Origin of the sequence: Hymenobacter cheonanensis, from assembly GCF_030581075.1 — a bacterium.
Classification (GTDB): Bacteria; Bacteroidota; Bacteroidia; order Cytophagales; family Hymenobacteraceae; genus Hymenobacter.
In genome coordinates this window covers 415710-432570 of record NZ_JAUQSW010000002.1, presented here as the reverse complement: position 1 = coordinate 432570, position 16861 = coordinate 415710, and the positions used below count along the sequence as shown (strand labels likewise).

Annotated in this window: 13 protein-coding genes and 1 pseudogene; 4 read left to right on the top strand and 10 right to left on the bottom strand. The window is 62.8% G+C overall.

Features of this window, described 5'->3' with window-relative positions; all coding sequences use genetic code 11:
• Window positions 1-93: 93 nt before the first annotated feature.
• Entirely contained in the window at window positions 94-2238 is a 2145-nt protein-coding gene (locus tag Q5H89_RS05435; RefSeq protein WP_305018285.1) for a T9SS type A sorting domain-containing protein, read from the top strand.
• A gap of 95 nt (window positions 2239-2333) precedes the next feature.
• On the opposite strand, the gene Q5H89_RS05430 is transcribed toward Q5H89_RS05435, so the two are convergent.
• The 3 genes from Q5H89_RS05430 to Q5H89_RS05420 are packed head-to-tail and all read right to left on the bottom strand — an operon-like array spanning window position 2334 to window position 3850.
• Window positions 2334-3107, bottom strand: a complete 774-nt coding sequence (locus Q5H89_RS05430) for an exodeoxyribonuclease III (protein ID WP_305018284.1) — start codon at window positions 3105-3107, stop codon at window positions 2334-2336.
• 16 nt (window positions 3108-3123) lie between these two features.
• A complete protein-coding gene (locus Q5H89_RS05425) occupies window positions 3124-3501 on the bottom strand; it encodes a hypothetical protein (protein ID WP_305018283.1) in 378 nt (125 codons plus the stop codon).
• The gene (locus Q5H89_RS05420; RefSeq protein WP_369810643.1) at window positions 3491-3850 is read right to left on the bottom strand and encodes a carboxymuconolactone decarboxylase family protein; all 360 of its coding nucleotides are present in this window, start codon (window positions 3848-3850) and stop codon (window positions 3491-3493) included. The genes Q5H89_RS05425 and Q5H89_RS05420 overlap by 11 nt, the downstream gene beginning before the upstream one ends.
• A 208-nt stretch (window positions 3851-4058) precedes the next feature.
• Between Q5H89_RS05420 and Q5H89_RS05415 the strand changes: the two genes are divergently transcribed.
• Window positions 4059-4754 (top strand): ComF family protein, encoded by a 696-nt coding sequence (locus tag Q5H89_RS05415; RefSeq protein ID WP_305018281.1) that lies wholly within the window; start codon window positions 4059-4061, stop codon window positions 4752-4754.
• Window positions 4755-4934: 180 nt separating this feature from the next.
• Here the strand turns inward: Q5H89_RS05415 and Q5H89_RS05410 are convergent, their stop codons facing one another.
• The 3 genes from Q5H89_RS05410 to Q5H89_RS05400 form a co-directional block, all read right to left on the bottom strand.
• Window positions 4935-6209 carry an SUMF1/EgtB/PvdO family nonheme iron enzyme gene (locus tag Q5H89_RS05410; RefSeq protein ID WP_305018280.1) on the bottom strand — a complete coding sequence of 425 codons (1275 nt, stop codon included), beginning with the start codon at window positions 6207-6209 and terminating at the stop codon, window positions 4935-4937.
• Window positions 6210-6276: 67 nt separating this feature from the next.
• Entirely contained in the window at window positions 6277-7347 is a 1071-nt protein-coding gene (locus tag Q5H89_RS05405; RefSeq protein ID WP_305018279.1) for a PorP/SprF family type IX secretion system membrane protein, read from the bottom strand.
• 87 nt (window positions 7348-7434) lie between these two features.
• Window positions 7435-9528, bottom strand: a complete 2094-nt coding sequence (locus tag Q5H89_RS05400; protein ID WP_305018278.1) for an OmpA family protein — start codon at window positions 9526-9528, stop codon at window positions 7435-7437.
• Between the two features lie 136 nt (window positions 9529-9664).
• Between Q5H89_RS05400 and Q5H89_RS05395 the strand changes: the two genes are divergently transcribed.
• Complete coding sequence (locus tag Q5H89_RS05395) at window positions 9665-10861, top strand: lycopene cyclase family protein (RefSeq protein WP_305018277.1); 1197 nt, start codon at window positions 9665-9667, stop codon at window positions 10859-10861.
• Here the strand turns inward: Q5H89_RS05395 and Q5H89_RS05390 are convergent.
• The 4 genes and pseudogenes from Q5H89_RS05390 to Q5H89_RS05375 all read right to left on the bottom strand — a co-directional run bounded on the left by Q5H89_RS05390 (window position 10858) and on the right by Q5H89_RS05375 (window position 14802).
• Complete coding sequence (locus Q5H89_RS05390) at window positions 10858-12303, bottom strand: TIGR04222 domain-containing membrane protein (protein WP_305018276.1); 1446 nt, start codon at window positions 12301-12303, stop codon at window positions 10858-10860. The two genes, Q5H89_RS05395 and Q5H89_RS05390, sit on opposite strands and share 4 nt — an antisense overlap.
• 45 nt (window positions 12304-12348) lie before the next feature.
• A pseudogene (locus Q5H89_RS05385) lies at window positions 12349-12978 on the bottom strand (ABC transporter ATP-binding protein); the annotation flags it as partial.
• Window positions 12979-13182: 204 nt separating this feature from the next.
• Window positions 13183-13404 carry a DUF2795 domain-containing protein gene (locus Q5H89_RS05380; protein WP_068339058.1) on the bottom strand — a complete coding sequence of 74 codons (222 nt, stop codon included), beginning with the start codon at window positions 13402-13404 and terminating at the stop codon, window positions 13183-13185.
• A gap of 78 nt (window positions 13405-13482) precedes the next feature.
• Window positions 13483-14802, bottom strand: a complete 1320-nt coding sequence (locus Q5H89_RS05375) for a DUF349 domain-containing protein (RefSeq protein ID WP_305018274.1) — start codon at window positions 14800-14802, stop codon at window positions 13483-13485.
• 300 nt (window positions 14803-15102) lie between these two features.
• Between Q5H89_RS05375 and ettA the strand changes: the two genes are divergently transcribed.
• On the top strand, window positions 15103-16770 hold the full coding sequence (ettA, locus tag Q5H89_RS05370) for an energy-dependent translational throttle protein EttA (protein WP_305018273.1): 1668 nt from the start codon (window positions 15103-15105) through the stop codon (window positions 16768-16770).
• Window positions 16771-16861 lie beyond the last annotated feature (91 nt).

The following is a 16861-nucleotide window of genomic DNA, read 5'->3' as shown; positions in this document are numbered from 1 at the left end:
AATTTATAGTATGTAATTGAAAATTAAAAATTTATGAAAATGGCCGTTTAATTGAGATAGAAGTGGCATGCCAAAACTTTACTAGGTCATACTATGATAGTTCTTGAAAAAATTAAATATGGCCGGCCGGCGGCCAACATCTTGAGAAGCCTTTTAGTGCCGTTGCTTTTGGTAGTATCGCTGGGGGCACACGCCGCAGCCTACTATTCGACCGGCACGCCTATTAGCGCTTCGCCAACCCGCACCTGCACAATTGCGGGCTGCACAACCGGCGTAACAACCGACGTAACCACACCCGTGGGCACGGTGGCCATCTCGGCAACGGCGTACCTGCCCCTGGCGGGGACTACCAAGCTGCGCTACCAGCTCAACGGTATTGCGCCGGCCGGCTACCGGGGCGGCGTGTTGCTTTCGCCCAACAGCTCGCTTGTGAGCCTGAGCGCGCTAGGAGGCATTGCCATCCGGACGTACCTCAGCACGAACCCGACTAAGGTGCAGGATGAGATGCTCGTATCAGCATCGGCGGCTGGTGCCCAGCTGCTGGCTGGCAAGGGCAACCCCGTGCAAATGGAACTGATTTCTACGGCGTCCTTCGACCAGGTAGAAGTAGAGTTTGGGGCGATTGTGAGCCTGGGCACATCCATTAACGTGCACTACGCCTACGGCATAGGGCCTAACGTGGCCGCCCAGATTATGGGCCTGACTTCCAACGCCAGCGGCAGCAACGTGGGCCAGTACCGGGTAACGGGCTGCACCGACAAGGTGAATAACGCCGCGCAGACGGTCGACAACGACCCGACCAACTACGCTACCTTCAGCAGCCTGGCTTCGGTTAACTGCCCGGCGCAGCTGATGGTGAACCTCACCGGCACGGCGCCCGGCACCTACAAGGCTGGCTTTGTGGTGGGCCAGGGCAACAACCTGCTCGACGTGAGCGTGTTGAGCCACCTGACACTGAAGACGTACAAAAACGGCGTATTGCAGGAAACGGCCTCCGGGGCATCGCTGCTAGGCCTGAGCGTGCTGCCCGACGGCAAGTCGCTGATTAATTTCCAGGCTTCGCAGCCTTTCGACGCCGTTTCCATCGAGCGCAACGATGCCGTGGCCCTCCTCGACGACCTGCGTCTTTACTACGGGGTGGGCGTGGCCTCGACTTCGCCGCAGCAAACCATTTCGAGCTTCACCGACCCTAGCACCCACTACCAGACCTCTTACAATACAACCGTTTGCGCGCTGTGCACCGTGTCCTCGCCAGAAAATGCGGCGAGCAACCCCAATTCGGCGGCCACGATTACGGTGGGCGCCGGGGTGAACAATACGACGGGCCTGCGCCTGGACCTGAATGGCCAGGGCAATGCGGGCAACCGGGCTGGCATGGTGATTGGCAACAACACGCTGCTCGATGTGGCTGCCCTCAGCCGCATCACCCTCACCACCTATGACAATGCGGGCAATGTGCTGGAAACGGCCTCCGGCTCGTCGCTGCTCTCGGTAAATGTGCTGCCCGATGGCCGCCAGACCATTAGCTTCAACACCACCAAAGATTTTTCGAAGGTGGGCATTCAGGTGGGCGGGCTGGCTAGCCTCGTCAGCAACACCAGCGTGTACTACGCCTTCTCCGATAGCTCAAATGGCTCGCTGAATATTGTGGCCCCCACTAGCCCGCTGCCGGTGTCGCTCATCAGCTTCACGGCGCGGCGGCAGTCGGGCGGCGCGGTGCTTAGCTGGGCTACTGCCTCCGAGGTCAACAGCGCCCGCTTCGTAGTAGAGCGCGCCACCGACCTGGTGGCAGGCTTCAGCGCCATTGGCGAAGTAGCCGCGGCCGGCACCACCAACACCCCGCGCACCTACGCGCTGCAAGACAAAGAGGCCGCCAGCCTGGCGGGCACCCTGTACTACCGCCTGCGCCAGCTTGACCTCGATGGCCACGCCTACGTGTCGGCAATAGTGGTACTGGATGCGCGCCCCGCCAACGCGGTGTTCTCGCTTTACCCCAACCCGGCCCCGGCGGCCACCCAGCAGGTTACCCTCGCCGGGACCGTGGCGGCCGGCTATTCGGTAAGCCTCTACTCCGGCATGGGCCAGCTCCTGAGCACCCGCGTAGTAAGCAGCGAGGCTACCACGGCGCCGCTGGCAGTGCCCACGGGCGGCCTGGCCGCTGGCATCTACCACGTAGTGCTGCGCGACGCGGCCGGCCAGCTGCTTACCACGCAACGCCTGCAAGTAGCTGGTCAATAAAGTATTAATTTCACTTTCTTTCTGCAAAAAGTACCCCAAGGCCCCGTCGCTACGCAAGCGGCGGGGCCTTGGGGCTTTTTAGCCATCAGCAGGGGCTAGCCGGCCAGCTCGACCCAGGCCGGGCAATGGTCCGAGTGCACGGCATCGGGCCAGAGGCCGGCTCCGCGCAGGCGCGGCAGCAGCGCCTCATCGAGCAGCAGGTGGTCGAGGCGCCAGCCCACGTTGCGGGCCCGCGAGCCGGCCCGGTAGCTCCACCACGAGTAGTGGCCCGGCGCTTCGGGGTGTAGCTGCCGAAACGAGTCGGCAAAGCCATCGGCCAGCAGGTCCCGGAACCATTGGCGCTCCTCGGGCGTGTAGCCGGGGCTTTGCTGGTTGGCCTTGGGGTTGTGCAGGTCGATGGCCGTCTGGCAGCAGTTGAAATCGCCGCCAATTACGAGCGGCGGCACTGTGGCATCGGCCCGCAGGCCAGCCACGTAGCTCCGAAACCAGTGCAGCCACGCCACCTTAAACGCCTGCCGCGCCGGCCCGCTCGTGCCCGAGGGCATGTAGGTATTGAGTACCGACACGCCCGCAAAATCGAGCCGCAGCACCCGGCCCTCGTCGTCATACAGGCTATTACCGCAGCCCGTAACCACGGCCAGGGGCTCTGTTCGGCTGAAGGTGGCTACGCCGCTGTAGCCGGGCTTTTGGGCGGGGTGCAGGTAGGCGTGGTAGCCTAGCGCGGCTAGACCGCTCACGTCGAGCGGGGCGGTACCGGCCTTTATTTCCTGCACGCACAGCACGTCGGGCTGAGTGGCGGCCACCCAGTCGAGCAGCCCCTTGCCCAGCGCCGAGCGCAGGCCGTTGAGGTTATACGAAACGATTTTCAAAAGCGAACTCCTTGGCTTACTGCTCGTCGTCGAGCGTGTCGAAATATTCCAGGATGTGCCATTTCAGCATCCGCTCCTGCTCCTTGAGGTTGGCAAACGGCACGGGGGTCACCAGCCGGTAGTGCGGCCAGCCCTCGGCATCCACGCGCTCCAGGGCGTAATGCCCGCTGAGGCTGAAGAGCTTGCAGGTAGCAATGTGCATCAGGTCCTGCTTCTGCTCTTTGGTGAACTCGGCCACGCCCTGCCCCAGCTCCTGCACCCCAATGAGCAGCAGCAGCGCGTTCAGGTCGGGCCGGCGGCCGAAGCGCTCCTCCATACCCGCCAGCAGCTCGCCCCAGCGCTCGTTGAACTCGGCTTCGCTCTCGCCGGTACCTGCTTGGCTACTAGTGGGCATGGGGCGGGTGGCTAGCCGATGAGTGGGCACCGGGGCCGGCCAGGGCCGCCTCGGCGCGCAGCACTTCCCAGTACTCCACGGCGCGGCGGAAGTGCGGAATCACGATGCTGCCCCCAATGAGATTGGCAATCGAGAATACTTCGAACACTTCTTCGTCACTCAGGCCTTCTTCGTGGCATTTGCCGAGGTGGTACTTCACGCAGTCGTCGCAGCGCAGCACCAGCGAGCAGGCCAGGCCTAGCATCTCCTTGGTTTTGACGTCGATAGCGCCGGCGGCGTAGGTGTTGGTATCAAGGTTAAAAAACCGCTTGATAACCTTGTTGTCGTACGACAGCACGCGCTCGTTCATGCGCTGGCGGTAGTCGTTGAAATCAGTGGTGAGGGACACGATTGAAAATATAGAAGTGATAAAATGAAGCTGACTTGCCCAGGCTGCCCGCAGGCAGTACCTTGGCTTGAGTAGGTCTGGCTAGCCCGCTTGACCCCGCAAAGGACGGACCTGCGCCCGAAGTAGCCCGCCGCCCGCCACTGCCTAAACCAAATCCCTGCCCAAAATGATGCTGCGCCCGCTCCTGGCCGACCTGGCGGCCCTGTTCTTCCCGCGCCCCTGCCTGGCCTGCCGCGAGCCGCTGGTGGCCGGCGAGGCGCACCTGTGCACTGGCTGCCGCACCGAGCTGCCCTACACCGACTACCACCTGCTGCCGCCCGGCCAGAACCCGCTAGCCCGGCGCTTTTGGGGCAAGCTGCCGGTGCAGCACACGCTCAGCTACCTGCACTTTCTGCGCCACGGCCGGGTGCAGCAGCTGTTGCACCAGCTCAAGTACCGGGGTCAGAGCCAGGTGGGCAGCGCCCTGGGCCAGCTCTACGGTGCTGAATTAGCCGCCGCCGGGCTAGGGCCGGAATTCAATCTCATTGTGCCGGTGCCGCTGCACCGCCGCAAGCTGGCCCGCCGTGGCTACAACCAGGCCGACGCCTTTGCCACGGGGCTAGCCGCCGCGCTGCCCTGCCCCAGCGCGGCCCACGCCCTGCGCCGCACCGAGCACACCGCCTCCCAAACCCGCAAAGGCCGCGCCGAGCGCTGGCAAAACGTGGCTACAGTATTCGAAGTAGCCGAGCCCGCTGCGGTGGCTGGCCGCCACATCCTGCTGGTCGACGACGTGCTCACCACCGGCGCCACCCTCGAAGCCTGCGGCGCCGCGTTGCTGGCTGCCGGCGCTAGGGCCGTCAGCATCGCCACCATCGCCTGCGCCTGACCGTCGATTAAACGGATTGAGAGGATAGTGCGAATATGCCCGCTGCGCAGGCTGGCCAGACTGGAATTGGCTGGAAATCAAAGAGGCTAGGAGGGAAAGAGCCCCCGTTATACCTCGCTAGATAACAAGAAAGGCCACCCGAGCGGGGTGGCCTTTCTTGTTGAAATAAACAGCTGTGGTCTACTTGTTGGTGCCGGCGTTAATCATCGCGCAGCGGAAACCGATGGTCGAAGTAGCCGAGTCCTCCGCCATGAAGCGGCGGGTGCCGGGCGAGAGGTAGTAGGCTACATCGCGCCACGAGCCGCCTTTGTACACGCGCACGTGGTCGTCTACGAGGCTCTGGTAGCCCTTCTTGTCGTAGTTCTTGGCATCGTCACCCACGCCGTTGCGGCGGAAGGGGTTGAGGTCCTCCACGTCCTGGAACGAGAGCGGACGATACACGTCCTGCACCCATTCGTTCACGTTGCCGGCCATGTTATACAGGCCGTAGTCGTTGGGCGGGTAAGCGTAAACGTACTCCGTAATCATGGCGCCGTCGTTCAGGCTGCCGGCAATACCGGCGTAGTCGCCGCGGCCCCGCTTGAAGTTCGCCAGAAACTGGCCCTGGCCTTTGCCATACGGGTTGCGGGTCGAGCGGCCATCCCAGGGGTAAATGCGCTTCTCTTCCTGGTTTTCGTTGCCAACTTCCTGGGTGCCTACGAGGGCCTGGGCAGCGTACTCCCACTCGGCCTCGGTAGGCAGGCGGTAGTTGGGCAGCGAGTTGCCGTTTTCGATGGAGGCACCACCCTTACCATCGGCCAGGGCGCCGGCGCTAGCGGCGGTAGCCCCGCCTTCGGCCGACGTGCCAGCATCACCTTTCTTCTTTTTCTTGCCAAACAAGCCGCCGCCTTTGCTGCTGCCGCCGCCGCCTTTGGCCAGGTTTTCATTTACCTTGGCCGTGCGCCAGGCGCAATAGCTATCGGCTTGCAGCCAGTTCACGCCCACTACCGGGAAGTAGCGGAAGCCGGGGTAGCGCAGGTAGTAGGTTACGTAGGGGTCGTTGAACGACAGGTCGCGGGCCCACACCGTGGTGTCGGGCAGGGCAGCCTTGTACTTCTCCTCCGACGAGTCTTTGCGGATAAAGTGCAGGTATTCGAGCCAGTGGATGTTGGCCACCTCGGCTTCGTCCATGAAGAACGAGGCGATGGTCACCGTGCGCTCCATGTTGTCGTGGTTGTTGGTCACGTCTTCCTCTTGCGAGCCCAGCACCGTGCGGCCGCCCTCAATGTAGACGAGGCCCGGGCCGGTCGGGATTTTCTTGAAATCCGTCACCTTCATGCCTTCATCGGTATTATACTCGATGCCGGTGGTGGAAGAGTTCTTGCCCGGATTGGTGGCCGTGCGGTTGCCCTTGTTGCAGCTGGCCAGGGCTAACGAGCCAGCGGCCAGCAGGCCTAAATAGTTGGTAAATCTCATAACGAAGGAATTTGCCGAGGGCGCTAATAGATTATGACGGGTAATTTGGTTGCAATATTACAAACAATCAGAAGTTGGGGCAAGGAGAAATTGGATAATCTCGGCGTCGGAGCCGACGAAAGGCGCTTTCCAGCTTGTCAAACGCACGCAGGGTCAAAGTTATTTCGTGCGCCCCGCCCAAGTCGCTGGCTAATTGGCTCACGCCCACGTCGTAGCTGTAGCCCACGCGCAAATCGCCGAAGGCCACGCCGGCCACCAGCGCCACCACGTGCTGGGTGCCCAGGTCGGGGCTAGCCAGGTTGCGGTAGAGGGCGCCCACCGTCACGGGGTCGGCCACGAAATAGGCGCCCGCCTCCGAGCGTTGCGAGCCGCCCTGATGGGTGTAGCTCAGGGTGGGAATGAAGCTGATTTCGCGCTGCTCGCCGTGGCCGTAGCCGGCCGGCTTTTGCAAAAAAAGCTTGTAGCCGCCGCTCAGGGCCAGCCGCATGGGCAGGCCTGCCTGGCGGCTAAAACCCAGGTCGGGCCGGTTGAGGTGCTGGCCCGACAGGCTCACCCAAAACTGCTCGGCGTAGAGCACGCCGCCCACCCCCACGGTGAGGTAATTCACTGGCGGAAAGCCCGCTAGGCTCTCGGCCGTGGCGCCAGTGTAGGTGCCATCGGCGCTGTACTGGTCGCCAAACGTGAGGTTGTCGTAGCCCACGCGCTGGCGGCCGTAGCCTATTTGCGCGCCGCCACTCAGGGCCAGCGTGCGCGTGAGGCGGGTGTGGTAGGCATACTGCGCCGTGGCCCCAAAGCGGGTGTAGCCCACCGCGCCGGTGCGGTCCTGGCTCACGAGCAGGCCTAGCGCGTGGTGCAGGCCGGGCTTGGGCAGGCGCCAGTCGGCGGCCAGCTGCACGGTTTGAAACGTACCGGCCAGTTGCGGAAACTGGTCGCGGTAGCCAAGCGTGGCGCTGTAATCATCAACCAGGCCCACCCAGGCCGGGTTATCGGCCTGCCGGTTGGCGTAGGCCTGCGAAAAAAACACGTCCTGCGCCCGCGCCGGGCCGGCGGCCAGCAGCCCCGCACCAAGCAGGCCTAGCCACCGGCGCAAGCCGGGCGGGGCAGAAAAAAAGTTGGTCAGGCTAGGCTGGCGAAGCATCTTGTCGGGATGAACGAAACGCGGAGAAAAAAATTCTGCCCGGGCAAGCTAGCCCCGATTTTTTGAATGCGCCCCGCCGCGCCAGCCTTACTTTTTGGTAATCGTGAACTCTACCCGGCGGTTGAAGCGGCGGGTTTCTTCCTGCTCGTTGCTGGCAATGGGCTCGGTACCGCCGAAGCCCTTCGTAGTAAGGCGCTTGGGGTCTATACCCTTGCTAACCAAGTACTTCTTCACGGCTTCTACCCGGTCTTCGCTTAGCTTGAGGTTCAGGGCCGGGTCGCCCTGGTTGTCGGTGTGGCCGCCAATCAGGATTTCCACGGTCGGGTAATCGCGCAGAATTTTTACCAAACGCAGCAGTTCGGGGAAGGAGCTGGGCTGCAAATAATACTTACTCTGCGGGAAGAAGATGTTGTTGAGCTTCACCTTCTGGCCCACCTTGAAGGGCACCATAAACAAGTCCTGGTTTTTCTCGGTGTACTTGTCGGCCGCCGTGGCGTCGAGGCTGGCGTTTTCGGCGATATAGTCCACAGCCTCAGCGCGGTAGCCGTACTGCACGCCGGCCGGCAGCACAATGGTGTAGGAGCCATCGACCGGCGACGACTCGGCCACCCCGATTTCCTCGCCCGTTACCAGGTTTTCGTAGTGAATAATGGCCCGGATGGGCTTTTTGGTCACCGCATCCAGCACCTTGCCTTGCACCAGCGTCACCACTTCAGGCTTGAAAGCCGGGGCGAGCGCAATGCGGAAGATGTCCTTCGAGCCATCGGTACCGTTGCGGGTCGACACGAGGTAGGCGTTGTCGCCGGCGGCCGACACGGTGTAGTAGGCGTCAAAATCGGGCGAGTTCACCACCGGGCCCAGGTTGCGCGGGGCGCTCCAGTGCGTCCAGGTGCTATCCAGACGTTTCGAGTAAAAAATATCACTTTTCCCATAGCCGCCGTGTCCATCAGAAGCGAAATATAGCGTCTTATCATCAGAAGCCAGGAAGGGGGCAAAGTCGGCGCCGGGCGTGTTGATATTCTTGCCCAGGTTGATGGGCTTGCTCCACTGCGTGGCCCGCTTGGGGTCGGGCTGCTCGCCCACCGGAATGGGCTTCGGGAAGCTCACGAAGATGTCCTGGCCGCCCTGGCCGTCGGGGCGCTCCACGGCCATCAGCAGCGCCTTGCCCGAAGTGGCCAGGAAGCCGTCGATGTGCTCGGGGTCTTTGTTGATGAAGTTGTCAATCTGCACCTTCTGCGGCACGCTCCAGCCGCCCGGCGAGCGCCGGCTCGTGCTGAAGCCCTTGGGCTGCATAAAGCCGTCTTCGTACACACCGATGAGCAGCGCCACCTGGCCGTTGGCCGACACCGAGGCTAGCCCGTTGGGGTCTTCGGGGCCGTTGGGCGGGGTGCCCAGGTTTTTGGCCAGGCCCCAGCTTTGCGTCTTGCCGCTCACCAGCTTTGAAAACCAGATGTCCTGCGGGTCGCGGGTGCCGCCCACGTTGCCGGGGTGAAACTGCCGGGCAAAAAACATGGTGCGCCCGTCGGGCGAAATTACGGGGTGCGTATCCACGTACTTGCCGTTGATGTTGGGCCCCAGGTTCTTAAGCGTCGAGTCCATCTGCACGGTTTCGACGTCCGTCTTGACGGGGTTCTTGAAATCCTGCTTCACCATCTGCACGTCCACGTTGGCGATGCCGATGGCGTCAATCTGGTTTACGCCGTCTACCTTGGCCGTGTTCATCGTTACGCGCACCCCGATGGTGCGGTACTTCTCGGGCTTGAACTTGACTTGCAGCGTGCGGTAAGACTCGGGCAGCGGGCCGGGGTTCTTGTTGGTGTACACTTCGTGGTGCTCGCCCTTAATGTCAATCAACTCAATCTTGGTAACCGAGCCGGGGTTAAAGCTCTCGATAACCGTTACTTGCTGCGCGATAAGCGACTTGGCGAAGCGCACCTCGATAAACTCGTTGGAGCCATCCTTGGCCGGAATCCAGGCTTCGTTGTTAATCTGGCCCAGCGGCTGGGAGTTGGGCTCGCCCAGCACCTTTTCGGGGGCAAAAGGCTCCTTGCCCTTGGCTTTTTGCGACGACACGGCTTCCACCTTGGCCGCCCACAGCACGGTTTGGGCCTGGGCGGTGGAAGCAGCTAATAAGCCGATGGCTACGGCCGGCATAAAATAGAGCACCGATTTCAGGGACATAGCGTAAGATAGAGCCGGTCGTAAAAACGCACCGGGAAATACTAAAAAAAATACTAGTTTGTGGCTAATCACAGACTTGCGACTACGAACCTAACACTAAATCAGCAAAGCTGTTGGCTAGCCCCATCTTTGTGCCATGCCCCAGCCCCCCGATTCTGCGCCCACCTACGACTACCTGCTGGTGGGCGGCGGCGCGGCTGGCCTCAGCCTGGCCTACCACCTGGCCCAGGAGCCGCGCCTGGCCGCTAAGCGTGTGCTGCTCATCGAGCCCGAGGCCAAAGACCAGAACGACCGCACCTGGTCGTTCTGGGCCGATGAGCCCACGCCCTTCGACGGGCTAGCCACCGGCGAGTGGGCGAACATAGCTTTCCGCAGCCCCGGTTTTGCGCAGGTTTTCGCCCTGGGCCAGTATCGCTATCGTACTATTAAAGGCTTAGATTTTTATCAATTCGTGCACCAGGCGCTGGCTGCCCGGCCGGCGCAGTTCACAGTGCTGCGCGGCCGGGCCAGCCAGCTCGAAAACACGCCGGCGGGCGTGCGGGTTCGCACCGAGGCCGGCGAGGAGTTCACCGCCCGCTACGCCTTCGACAGCCGCCCGCCCTACTTCGAGCCCCGGCCCGCTAAGCACCGCTACCTGCTGCAACACTTTGTGGGGTGGGAAATTGAGACTACCCGCGACGTTTTCAACCCCGGCGTGGTCGAGTTCATGGATTTTCGGGGCGAGCAGCACCACGAGGCGCGCTTTATGTACGTGCTGCCCTTTGGCCCGCGCCGCGCCCTGGTCGAGTACACGCTGTTTTCGGCACAGGTGCTGGCGAAGGCTGACTACGAAAGGCATATTGTTGATTATCTGCAAAATGCGCTAGGGCTGGCCGACGCCGAGTACCATATCACGGCTGAGGAAGTGGGCGCCATCCCGATGACTGACCACCCGCTGCCCGCCACGGTTGGGGCGCACATCATTAACCTTGGCACCCGGGCCGGGCGCGCCAAGCCTAGCACGGGCTACGCTTTCCGGCGCATTCAGGCGCAGTCGGCGCGGCTGGTGGCGGCGCTGGCGGCCACCGGCCAGCCGCCCGCCGACCCCACCGGCGACCGCTGGCAGTTTCGCCTGTTCGACACGCTGCTGCTGGACATTATGCAGCGCCGGGGCGAGATGACCCGCGACATCTTCCAGCAGCTGTTCGAGCACAACCCAGTGGGGCGCATCTTTCAGTTTCTGGATGAAAAAACCAGCTGGGCCGACAACCTGCGCATCATGAATTCGGTGGCACCGGGACCATTTATGCGCTCTATCGGGCACGTGCTGCGTGGCCGGCCGGGGCGGCGCTAGCTGCCACAGCCCCCGCAGCCGCCCCCGCCGCACCCACCGCCGCCACAGCCCGAGCCGCCGCTGTCGCCGCCGCTACCATCGGCAGCCGGTGCCAGGCTAGCGGCCAGCTGGCCGAGGCCCAGCGAGTGCAGGCTGCTTATCCCCAATACCGCCACGGCCATAATAACGACGTTCGGGCCATCGGCCCGGCCGCGCTGCCGGGCTAGCCGCTCCGCAATGCCACGCAGCACAGTGGCCCCCCGGCCGGTAGCCCAGGCCCCGAGCTGCGTAAGAAGGATGGTGGCAAACGCCAGGACAACTAGGGAGATAATCAGAAACTCTACCGGCCGGCCCCGGCTTAGCCCCACCAGTAGCTTCACCAGGCCAAACAGGCCTAGCGCGGCGGCGGCGGCCAGCGGCAGCCGGTTGAGGCGCTGGCGCTCCGGGGCAGGTAGCAGCAGGCCGGTGGCCAAAAGCTCCTCATCGAGCGCGCGCAGGGCAGCGTTGCTGGCACTCAGGCCCCAGCGGCGGGTTTCGGCCAGCGGCGAGCCGGTGGGGCCTATCTCGCGCCAGATGCTCAGCTCGTAAGCGTTGGTGGGGGGCGCCTGGCTGGTGCGCATCACCACATTGGGGGCCGGAAACACAATGTGCCCCGCGTAGGAAAGCGCCGCCAGCGCGCTATCGGCCACCAGGCGGCCGCGCTGGGCTAGCCGGGCCAGGGCGTAGGTACTGGGCAGCTCGCCGGGGTAGTCTTCCAGTGGCCCCCGGCCCCGGTAGCGCGCCCAGCAGGCCAGCGGCAGCAGAGTGGCACCTAGCGTCCAGAAGAGCAGCAGAAACTCGGTGCCGTACCAGTTAAACGGATTGAGCGGCGTGCGGGCAGTGCAGCCGGCCAGCACCAGTAGGGCCGCCAGGGCCAGCGCCGCCAGCTGCCCGGTGGCTAGCCGCGGCCACTGCCAGCGGGGCAGCCGGGGCTTGGGCAGCAGCCACTTACCCCGCATATTTACCCGGCGGAAGTGCGGTGCATCGCCAAAGCGCACGGCGGCCGGCGGCCAGATATCGGCCGGGGGCGCGCTGCCAAAGGCGGCTTCGTAAGCCTGCCGCGTGGCCGCGTACCAATCCTGAAACTTGTGGCCCTCGGCCGCCCCGCCCTGGGTAGGGCCGTGGTGCAGCGCAAAGCCCAGCACCTGCCCGCACAGCTCATCCCAGTACGAGCGGGTGTATACCAAGTGCAGGTGCCAGGCCTGGTCTACCTCGTCGGAGGGCGTGACGGGGTGGCCGCAGGTGGCGGCCAGATACACAAACTTCTTGTATTCCAGCACTACGCGCTCGGCAAAGGCGGGCGGCCAGCCATTATCGCGGGCTAGCCGGCGCGAAAAAGGTAGGGCGGCGGGGCCATCGAGGTCGAGCGCAACGAGCCGGTTCCACAGCTCGGGTTGGGGGGCGCGGCGCGGGGCGGTAGCCATGCAGAAAGGCGAAACGAGCCTGGTGGCCCGCTCCACGCCGCCAAATTAAGGCCGGCGCGGGGTTCGCTCCAGAAACTCCCGCTCGGCCTGCACTGATTCTTCTTTGATGGGCACCAGCGCCGGTTGCGGGCGCGACACATTCAGCAGAAAGCCCGGTATTTCGGGCAGGCTGTCCAGGTCGTGGGTGCTGCACAAAATAGTGCGGCCTTCCACTGTTACCCAGGCGCTTAGCAAGGCAAAAATGCGCCGCCGGTGGTACACGTCCAGCTGCTGCGTGGGCTCATCAAGCAGGTACAGCGGCGCGTCTTGTAGGCTAAGCTGGGCTAGCCACACCAGCTGCTGCTCGCCGCCCGAAAGCTGCCGGAAGTCCTGCTGGGCCAGGTGACCGGCGCCTACGGCTGCCAGGGCGGCATCGGCGCGGGCGTAGTCGCTGGGGCCGTAGCTGCTCAGCAGGCCGTGGTGGCGGTAGCGGCCCATCACCACTAGCTCGCGCACGGCTAGGCCAAAACCGAGGGCACCGCGCTGGGGCAGGTAGCCTAGCCGCCGGGCCAGCGCCGGGCCGCGCAGCGTGCGCAGCTCCTCGGGCCCGCCCAGCCGCACCGAGCCCTGGTAGGGCAGCTGCCCCGTGAGCACCCGAAACAAAGTGGTTTTGCCCGCGCCGTTGTGCCCTAGCACGGCCACGAAGGTTGGCGCTGTGGGCAGCGCCAACGAAAAATCGCGGAGCAGCACCCGGTTGGGGTACCCCGCGATTAGGTTTTCAATTAGCAGTGAGCAAGTAGCAGTTATCAATCTCAGCGAAGCTTGGTGGTAGGATAAGGAGCCTAGCGCAAGTGCCTGACGAGCAATTACTAATTGCTCACTGATAACTGCTAATTGACCTTAGTACTCGTCCTCGTTGAACATGAAGTCCTCCTTGGTCGGGTAGTCGGGCCATACTTCTTCGATGTTCTCGTAGGGCTGCCCATCATCTTCCAAACCTTGCAGGTTTTCAACCACTTCCATCGGGGCGCCCGAGCGGATAGAAAAGTCAATGAGTTCATCTTTGGTGGCGGGCCAGGGCGCATCTTCCAGATAGGAAGCGAGTTCGAGAGTCCAGTACATAGTCGAAAGTGGGAAAGACGTGAAAAAAGGTTGCTAAATATAAGTAGCACCGGCGCTACGTAAGCGCGACAGTGAAGGTTAGCCCGTGATGGGCAGCTGAAACAGGGCAATTAGCTCGGTTTTCGTTTGAATCTTCCGCTCAAAGGTGCGAATTTTTCCTTGCAACAACTGCCGGAACTGGTCGTTGGCCGCCGAAGAGTTGAGCTTACCCAAATTGTCCTGGAGCGTAGCCAGCTCCTGGCGGTCGCTCTCGATAAATTTACGCAGGGCCACCGTGGCAGCCTGCGCCCGCTCGGCGGGGGCTAGCGGCGCGGCGCCCTCGGCCTGGCGCTTGCGCAGGTAGTAATCTAAGGCACTCATTTCAAACACCTTGTCGCAGGCCAGCATAAAGCGCTGCCACAGCTGGTCACTCTCGGGGCCGCGCACGGCGCCACTCTGCTTCCACTCGGTTTGCAGGGCCTTGGCCTGGGTCACGCCCTGGTTGGGCGGCAGGGCAATGAGGGCCTCGGCGCGCTTGGCCAGCTCGCGCTTGCGCAACAGGCTTTCCTCGGGCGAGCCCGGGGCCGCGCCGGCGCGCACCTCCACGGGGCGCTGGGTTTCGATGTGCTTTTTGAGGCGCTCGAAAAAGTGGTTGTTGGCGGCCCGAAACTTGGTCCACAGCTCGGCAGCCTGCTTTTTGGGCAAGGTACCGTTGATTTCGCGCCACGCCGTTTGCAGCTGCTTAAGCTGGCGTGAAGTGGCCTCGAACTGGTCGGAGTTTTTGAGTGCCTCGGCCTGGTTCACGAGGTCGCGGTAGCGCTCCACGGTGCGGCGGGCCAGGGCCTTGCGGTCGGTTTGGAAAGCCTTGCGGCGGTCGAAAAACTCCTGTACCGCGCCGTGGAAGCGGCTTTCCAAGTCCTCGGTCAGGGCCTTGTCTACGGGCCCGGTTTTGAGCCAGGCCTGGCGCAGGTCCTTCACCGTTTCGCTGGCTGTAATCCACTCCACGGTGTCGCGCAGGGCTTCGGCCTGGGCAATGAGGCTGACTTTAGTAGCCAGGTTTTTCTCGCGGTTGCGGGCTACCGACACGTTGAGTTGCTGCTCGGCCTCCTGCAGGCGGCGGTGCAGGCTCTCGTAGTCGCCGAGGCCATCGTGCTGCTTGGTTTGCTCCTGCAGGTGCAGCAGCTTCATCAGGAAAGAGCCTTGGTTATCAGCGGCTTGCATGCGCTGCAAAAGCTCGTCGATTTTGGTCCGGAACGCCTCGTAGCGTTGGCCAAAATAGCGTAGGGCATCGTCGTCGGTATCTTTTACCTGGCCGATGCGACGGGCCGGCTGGCCGAGCGTTGGCCGTAGCCACACGCCCCCGTCTTCCACGTAGCCATAGCGGCGAGCTTCCGTGAGCGGGTGGTCGGGGAGTTCCATTGGGGAATGGGAAAGGTAGAGTGGGGCAAAAACGTTGGCTAGCCAGGTGAGGGGCACCGAACGCAGTACGGGAATGAATTACAAGTTTACGCGCAAAATTGGTTGCGGGCATTCAGCAGGACGGTGTTGGCGCATTTAGGTTTCCGCTTGGGCCCGGCTTGCCAACGCGTTGCGGGCAAAATCCGTGTTTGCCAGCCCCAAAGAGTGGTTTTTTTTCGGTTGGGGGCTAGCGGCCCGAGCTGTTTTTAAACGGTAGCTTTGCAACTAGTCCACTCATCCTTTACCAGTTCCTGGCCCCTCATGTCCGACCAACCCACCATTATTTTCAGCATGGCCGGGGTAAGCAAGATTTACCCGCCCCAGAAGCAAGTTCTCAAAAATATTTACCTCTCGTTTTTCTACGGCGCCAAAATCGGCGTGCTCGGCCTCAACGGCTCGGGCAAGTCGAGCCTCTTGAAAATCATTGCCGGCGTCGACAAGCAGTTTCAGGGCGAAGTCGTGTTTTCGCCCGGCTACTCGGTGGGCTACCTCGAGCAGGAGCCCCAGCTCGACCCTAGCAAAACCGTGCGCGACGTGGTAGAAGAAGGCGTGGCCGAAACCGTGGCCCTGCTCAAAGAATACGACGAAATAAACGAGGCCTTCGGCGCCGAAGACGCCGACTTCGACAAGCTGCTCGACCGCCAGGGCAAGGTGCAGGAGCGGCTGGACCAACTCGACGCCTGGAACCTCGACAGCAAGCTGGAGCGCGCCATGGACGCCCTGCGCACTCCGCCCCAGGAAGCCGTAATCGGCAACCTTTCGGGCGGCGAGAAGCGCCGCGTGGCCCTGTGCCGCCTGCTGCTGCAAGAGCCTGATGTGCTGCTGCTTGACGAGCCCACCAACCACCTCGACGCCGAAAGCGTGCTGTGGCTGGAGCAGCACTTGCAGCAGTACAAGGGCACGGTAATCGCCGTAACCCACGACCGCTACTTCCTCGACAACGTGGCGGGCTGGATTCTGGAACTCGACCGTGGCTCGGGCATTCCGTGGAAGGGCAACTACAGCAGCTGGCTGGAGCAGAAAACCGAGCGCCTGGCCAAGGAAGAAAACACCGAAAGCAAGCGCGCCAAAACCCTGCAGCGCGAGCTGGACTGGGTGCGTATGTCGCCCAAAGCCCGCCAGAGCAAGGGCAAAGCCCGCCTGGCCAACTACGAGAAGCTAGCCGGCGAAGAAGCCAAGGACAAAGAGCAGAAGCTCGAACTGTTCATCCCCGACGGCCCGCGCTTGGGCGCGCAAGTAATTGAGGCCGAAGGCCTGCGCAAAGCATTCGGCGACAAGCTGCTGTTTGAGAACCTGAGTTTCTCGCTGCCGCAGGGCGGCATTGTGGGCATCATTGGGCCCAACGGCGCGGGCAAAACCACACTTTTCCGGATGATAACCGACCAGATGGCGCCCGACGCGGGCACCTTCGTGGTGGGCCCTACGGTGCAAACGGCCTACATCGACCAGCAGCACGACTCGCTCGATGGCAGCAAGTCGGTGTTCGACACCATCACGGGCGGTACCGAAACCATGCTGCTAGCCGGCCGGCCCGTCAACTCGCGGGCCTACGTCAGCAAGTTCAACTTCGGGGGCGGCGACCAGGAGAAGAAGGTCGGCACGCTTTCGGGCGGCGAGAAAAACCGGGTGCACCTGGCCATGACGCTTAAACAGGGTGCCAACCTGCTGCTGCTCGACGAGCCAACCAACGACCTGGACGTGAACGCCATCCGGGCCCTGGAAGATGCGCTGGAGAACTTCGCCGGCTGCGCCGTTATCATCTCGCACGACCGCTGGTTTCTGGACCGGCTAGCCACCCACATCCTGGCCTTTGAGGGCGACTCGGAAGTGGTGTGGTTTGAGGGCAACTTCACCGACTACGAGGAAGCCAAGCGCAAGCGCCTCGGCGACGTGGAGCCCAAGCGCGTGCGCTACCGCAAGCTGAGCTAGCAGTTTACCACCTCACCCTTTCAAAACGAACGCCCTGGTGCAATTGCGCCAGGGCGTTCGTTTTAGGTATTTTGTGGCCCTAGCCAGGCGC

What these genes read in the sequence shown, in the direction of transcription:
- Q5H89_RS05435 (WP_305018285.1), top strand. Translation starts at nt 94, where the DNA reads ATGATAGTTCTTGAAAAAATTAAATATGGCCGGCCGGCGGCCAACATC.
- Q5H89_RS05425 (WP_305018283.1), bottom strand. Translation starts at nt 3,501, where the DNA reads ATGCCCACTAGTAGCCAAGCAGGTACCGGCGAGAGCGAAGCCGAGTTC.
- Q5H89_RS05420 (WP_369810643.1), bottom strand. Translation starts at nt 3,850, where the DNA reads ATGAACGAGCGCGTGCTGTCGTACGACAACAAGGTTATCAAGCGGTTT.
- Q5H89_RS05415 (WP_305018281.1), top strand. Translation starts at nt 4,059, where the DNA reads ATGCTGCGCCCGCTCCTGGCCGACCTGGCGGCCCTGTTCTTCCCGCGC.
- Q5H89_RS05410 (WP_305018280.1), bottom strand. Translation starts at nt 6,209, where the DNA reads ATGAGATTTACCAACTATTTAGGCCTGCTGGCCGCTGGCTCGTTAGCC.
- Q5H89_RS05405 (WP_305018279.1), bottom strand. Translation starts at nt 7,347, where the DNA reads ATGCTTCGCCAGCCTAGCCTGACCAACTTTTTTTCTGCCCCGCCCGGC.
- Q5H89_RS05400 (WP_305018278.1), bottom strand. Translation starts at nt 9,528, where the DNA reads ATGTCCCTGAAATCGGTGCTCTATTTTATGCCGGCCGTAGCCATCGGC.
- Q5H89_RS05395 (WP_305018277.1), top strand. Translation starts at nt 9,665, where the DNA reads ATGCCCCAGCCCCCCGATTCTGCGCCCACCTACGACTACCTGCTGGTG.
- Q5H89_RS05390 (WP_305018276.1), bottom strand. Translation starts at nt 12,303, where the DNA reads ATGGCTACCGCCCCGCGCCGCGCCCCCCAACCCGAGCTGTGGAACCGG.
- Q5H89_RS05380 (WP_068339058.1), bottom strand. Translation starts at nt 13,404, where the DNA reads ATGTACTGGACTCTCGAACTCGCTTCCTATCTGGAAGATGCGCCCTGG.
- Q5H89_RS05375 (WP_305018274.1), bottom strand. Translation starts at nt 14,802, where the DNA reads ATGGAACTCCCCGACCACCCGCTCACGGAAGCTCGCCGCTATGGCTAC.
- ettA (WP_305018273.1), top strand. Translation starts at nt 15,103, where the DNA reads ATGTCCGACCAACCCACCATTATTTTCAGCATGGCCGGGGTAAGCAAG.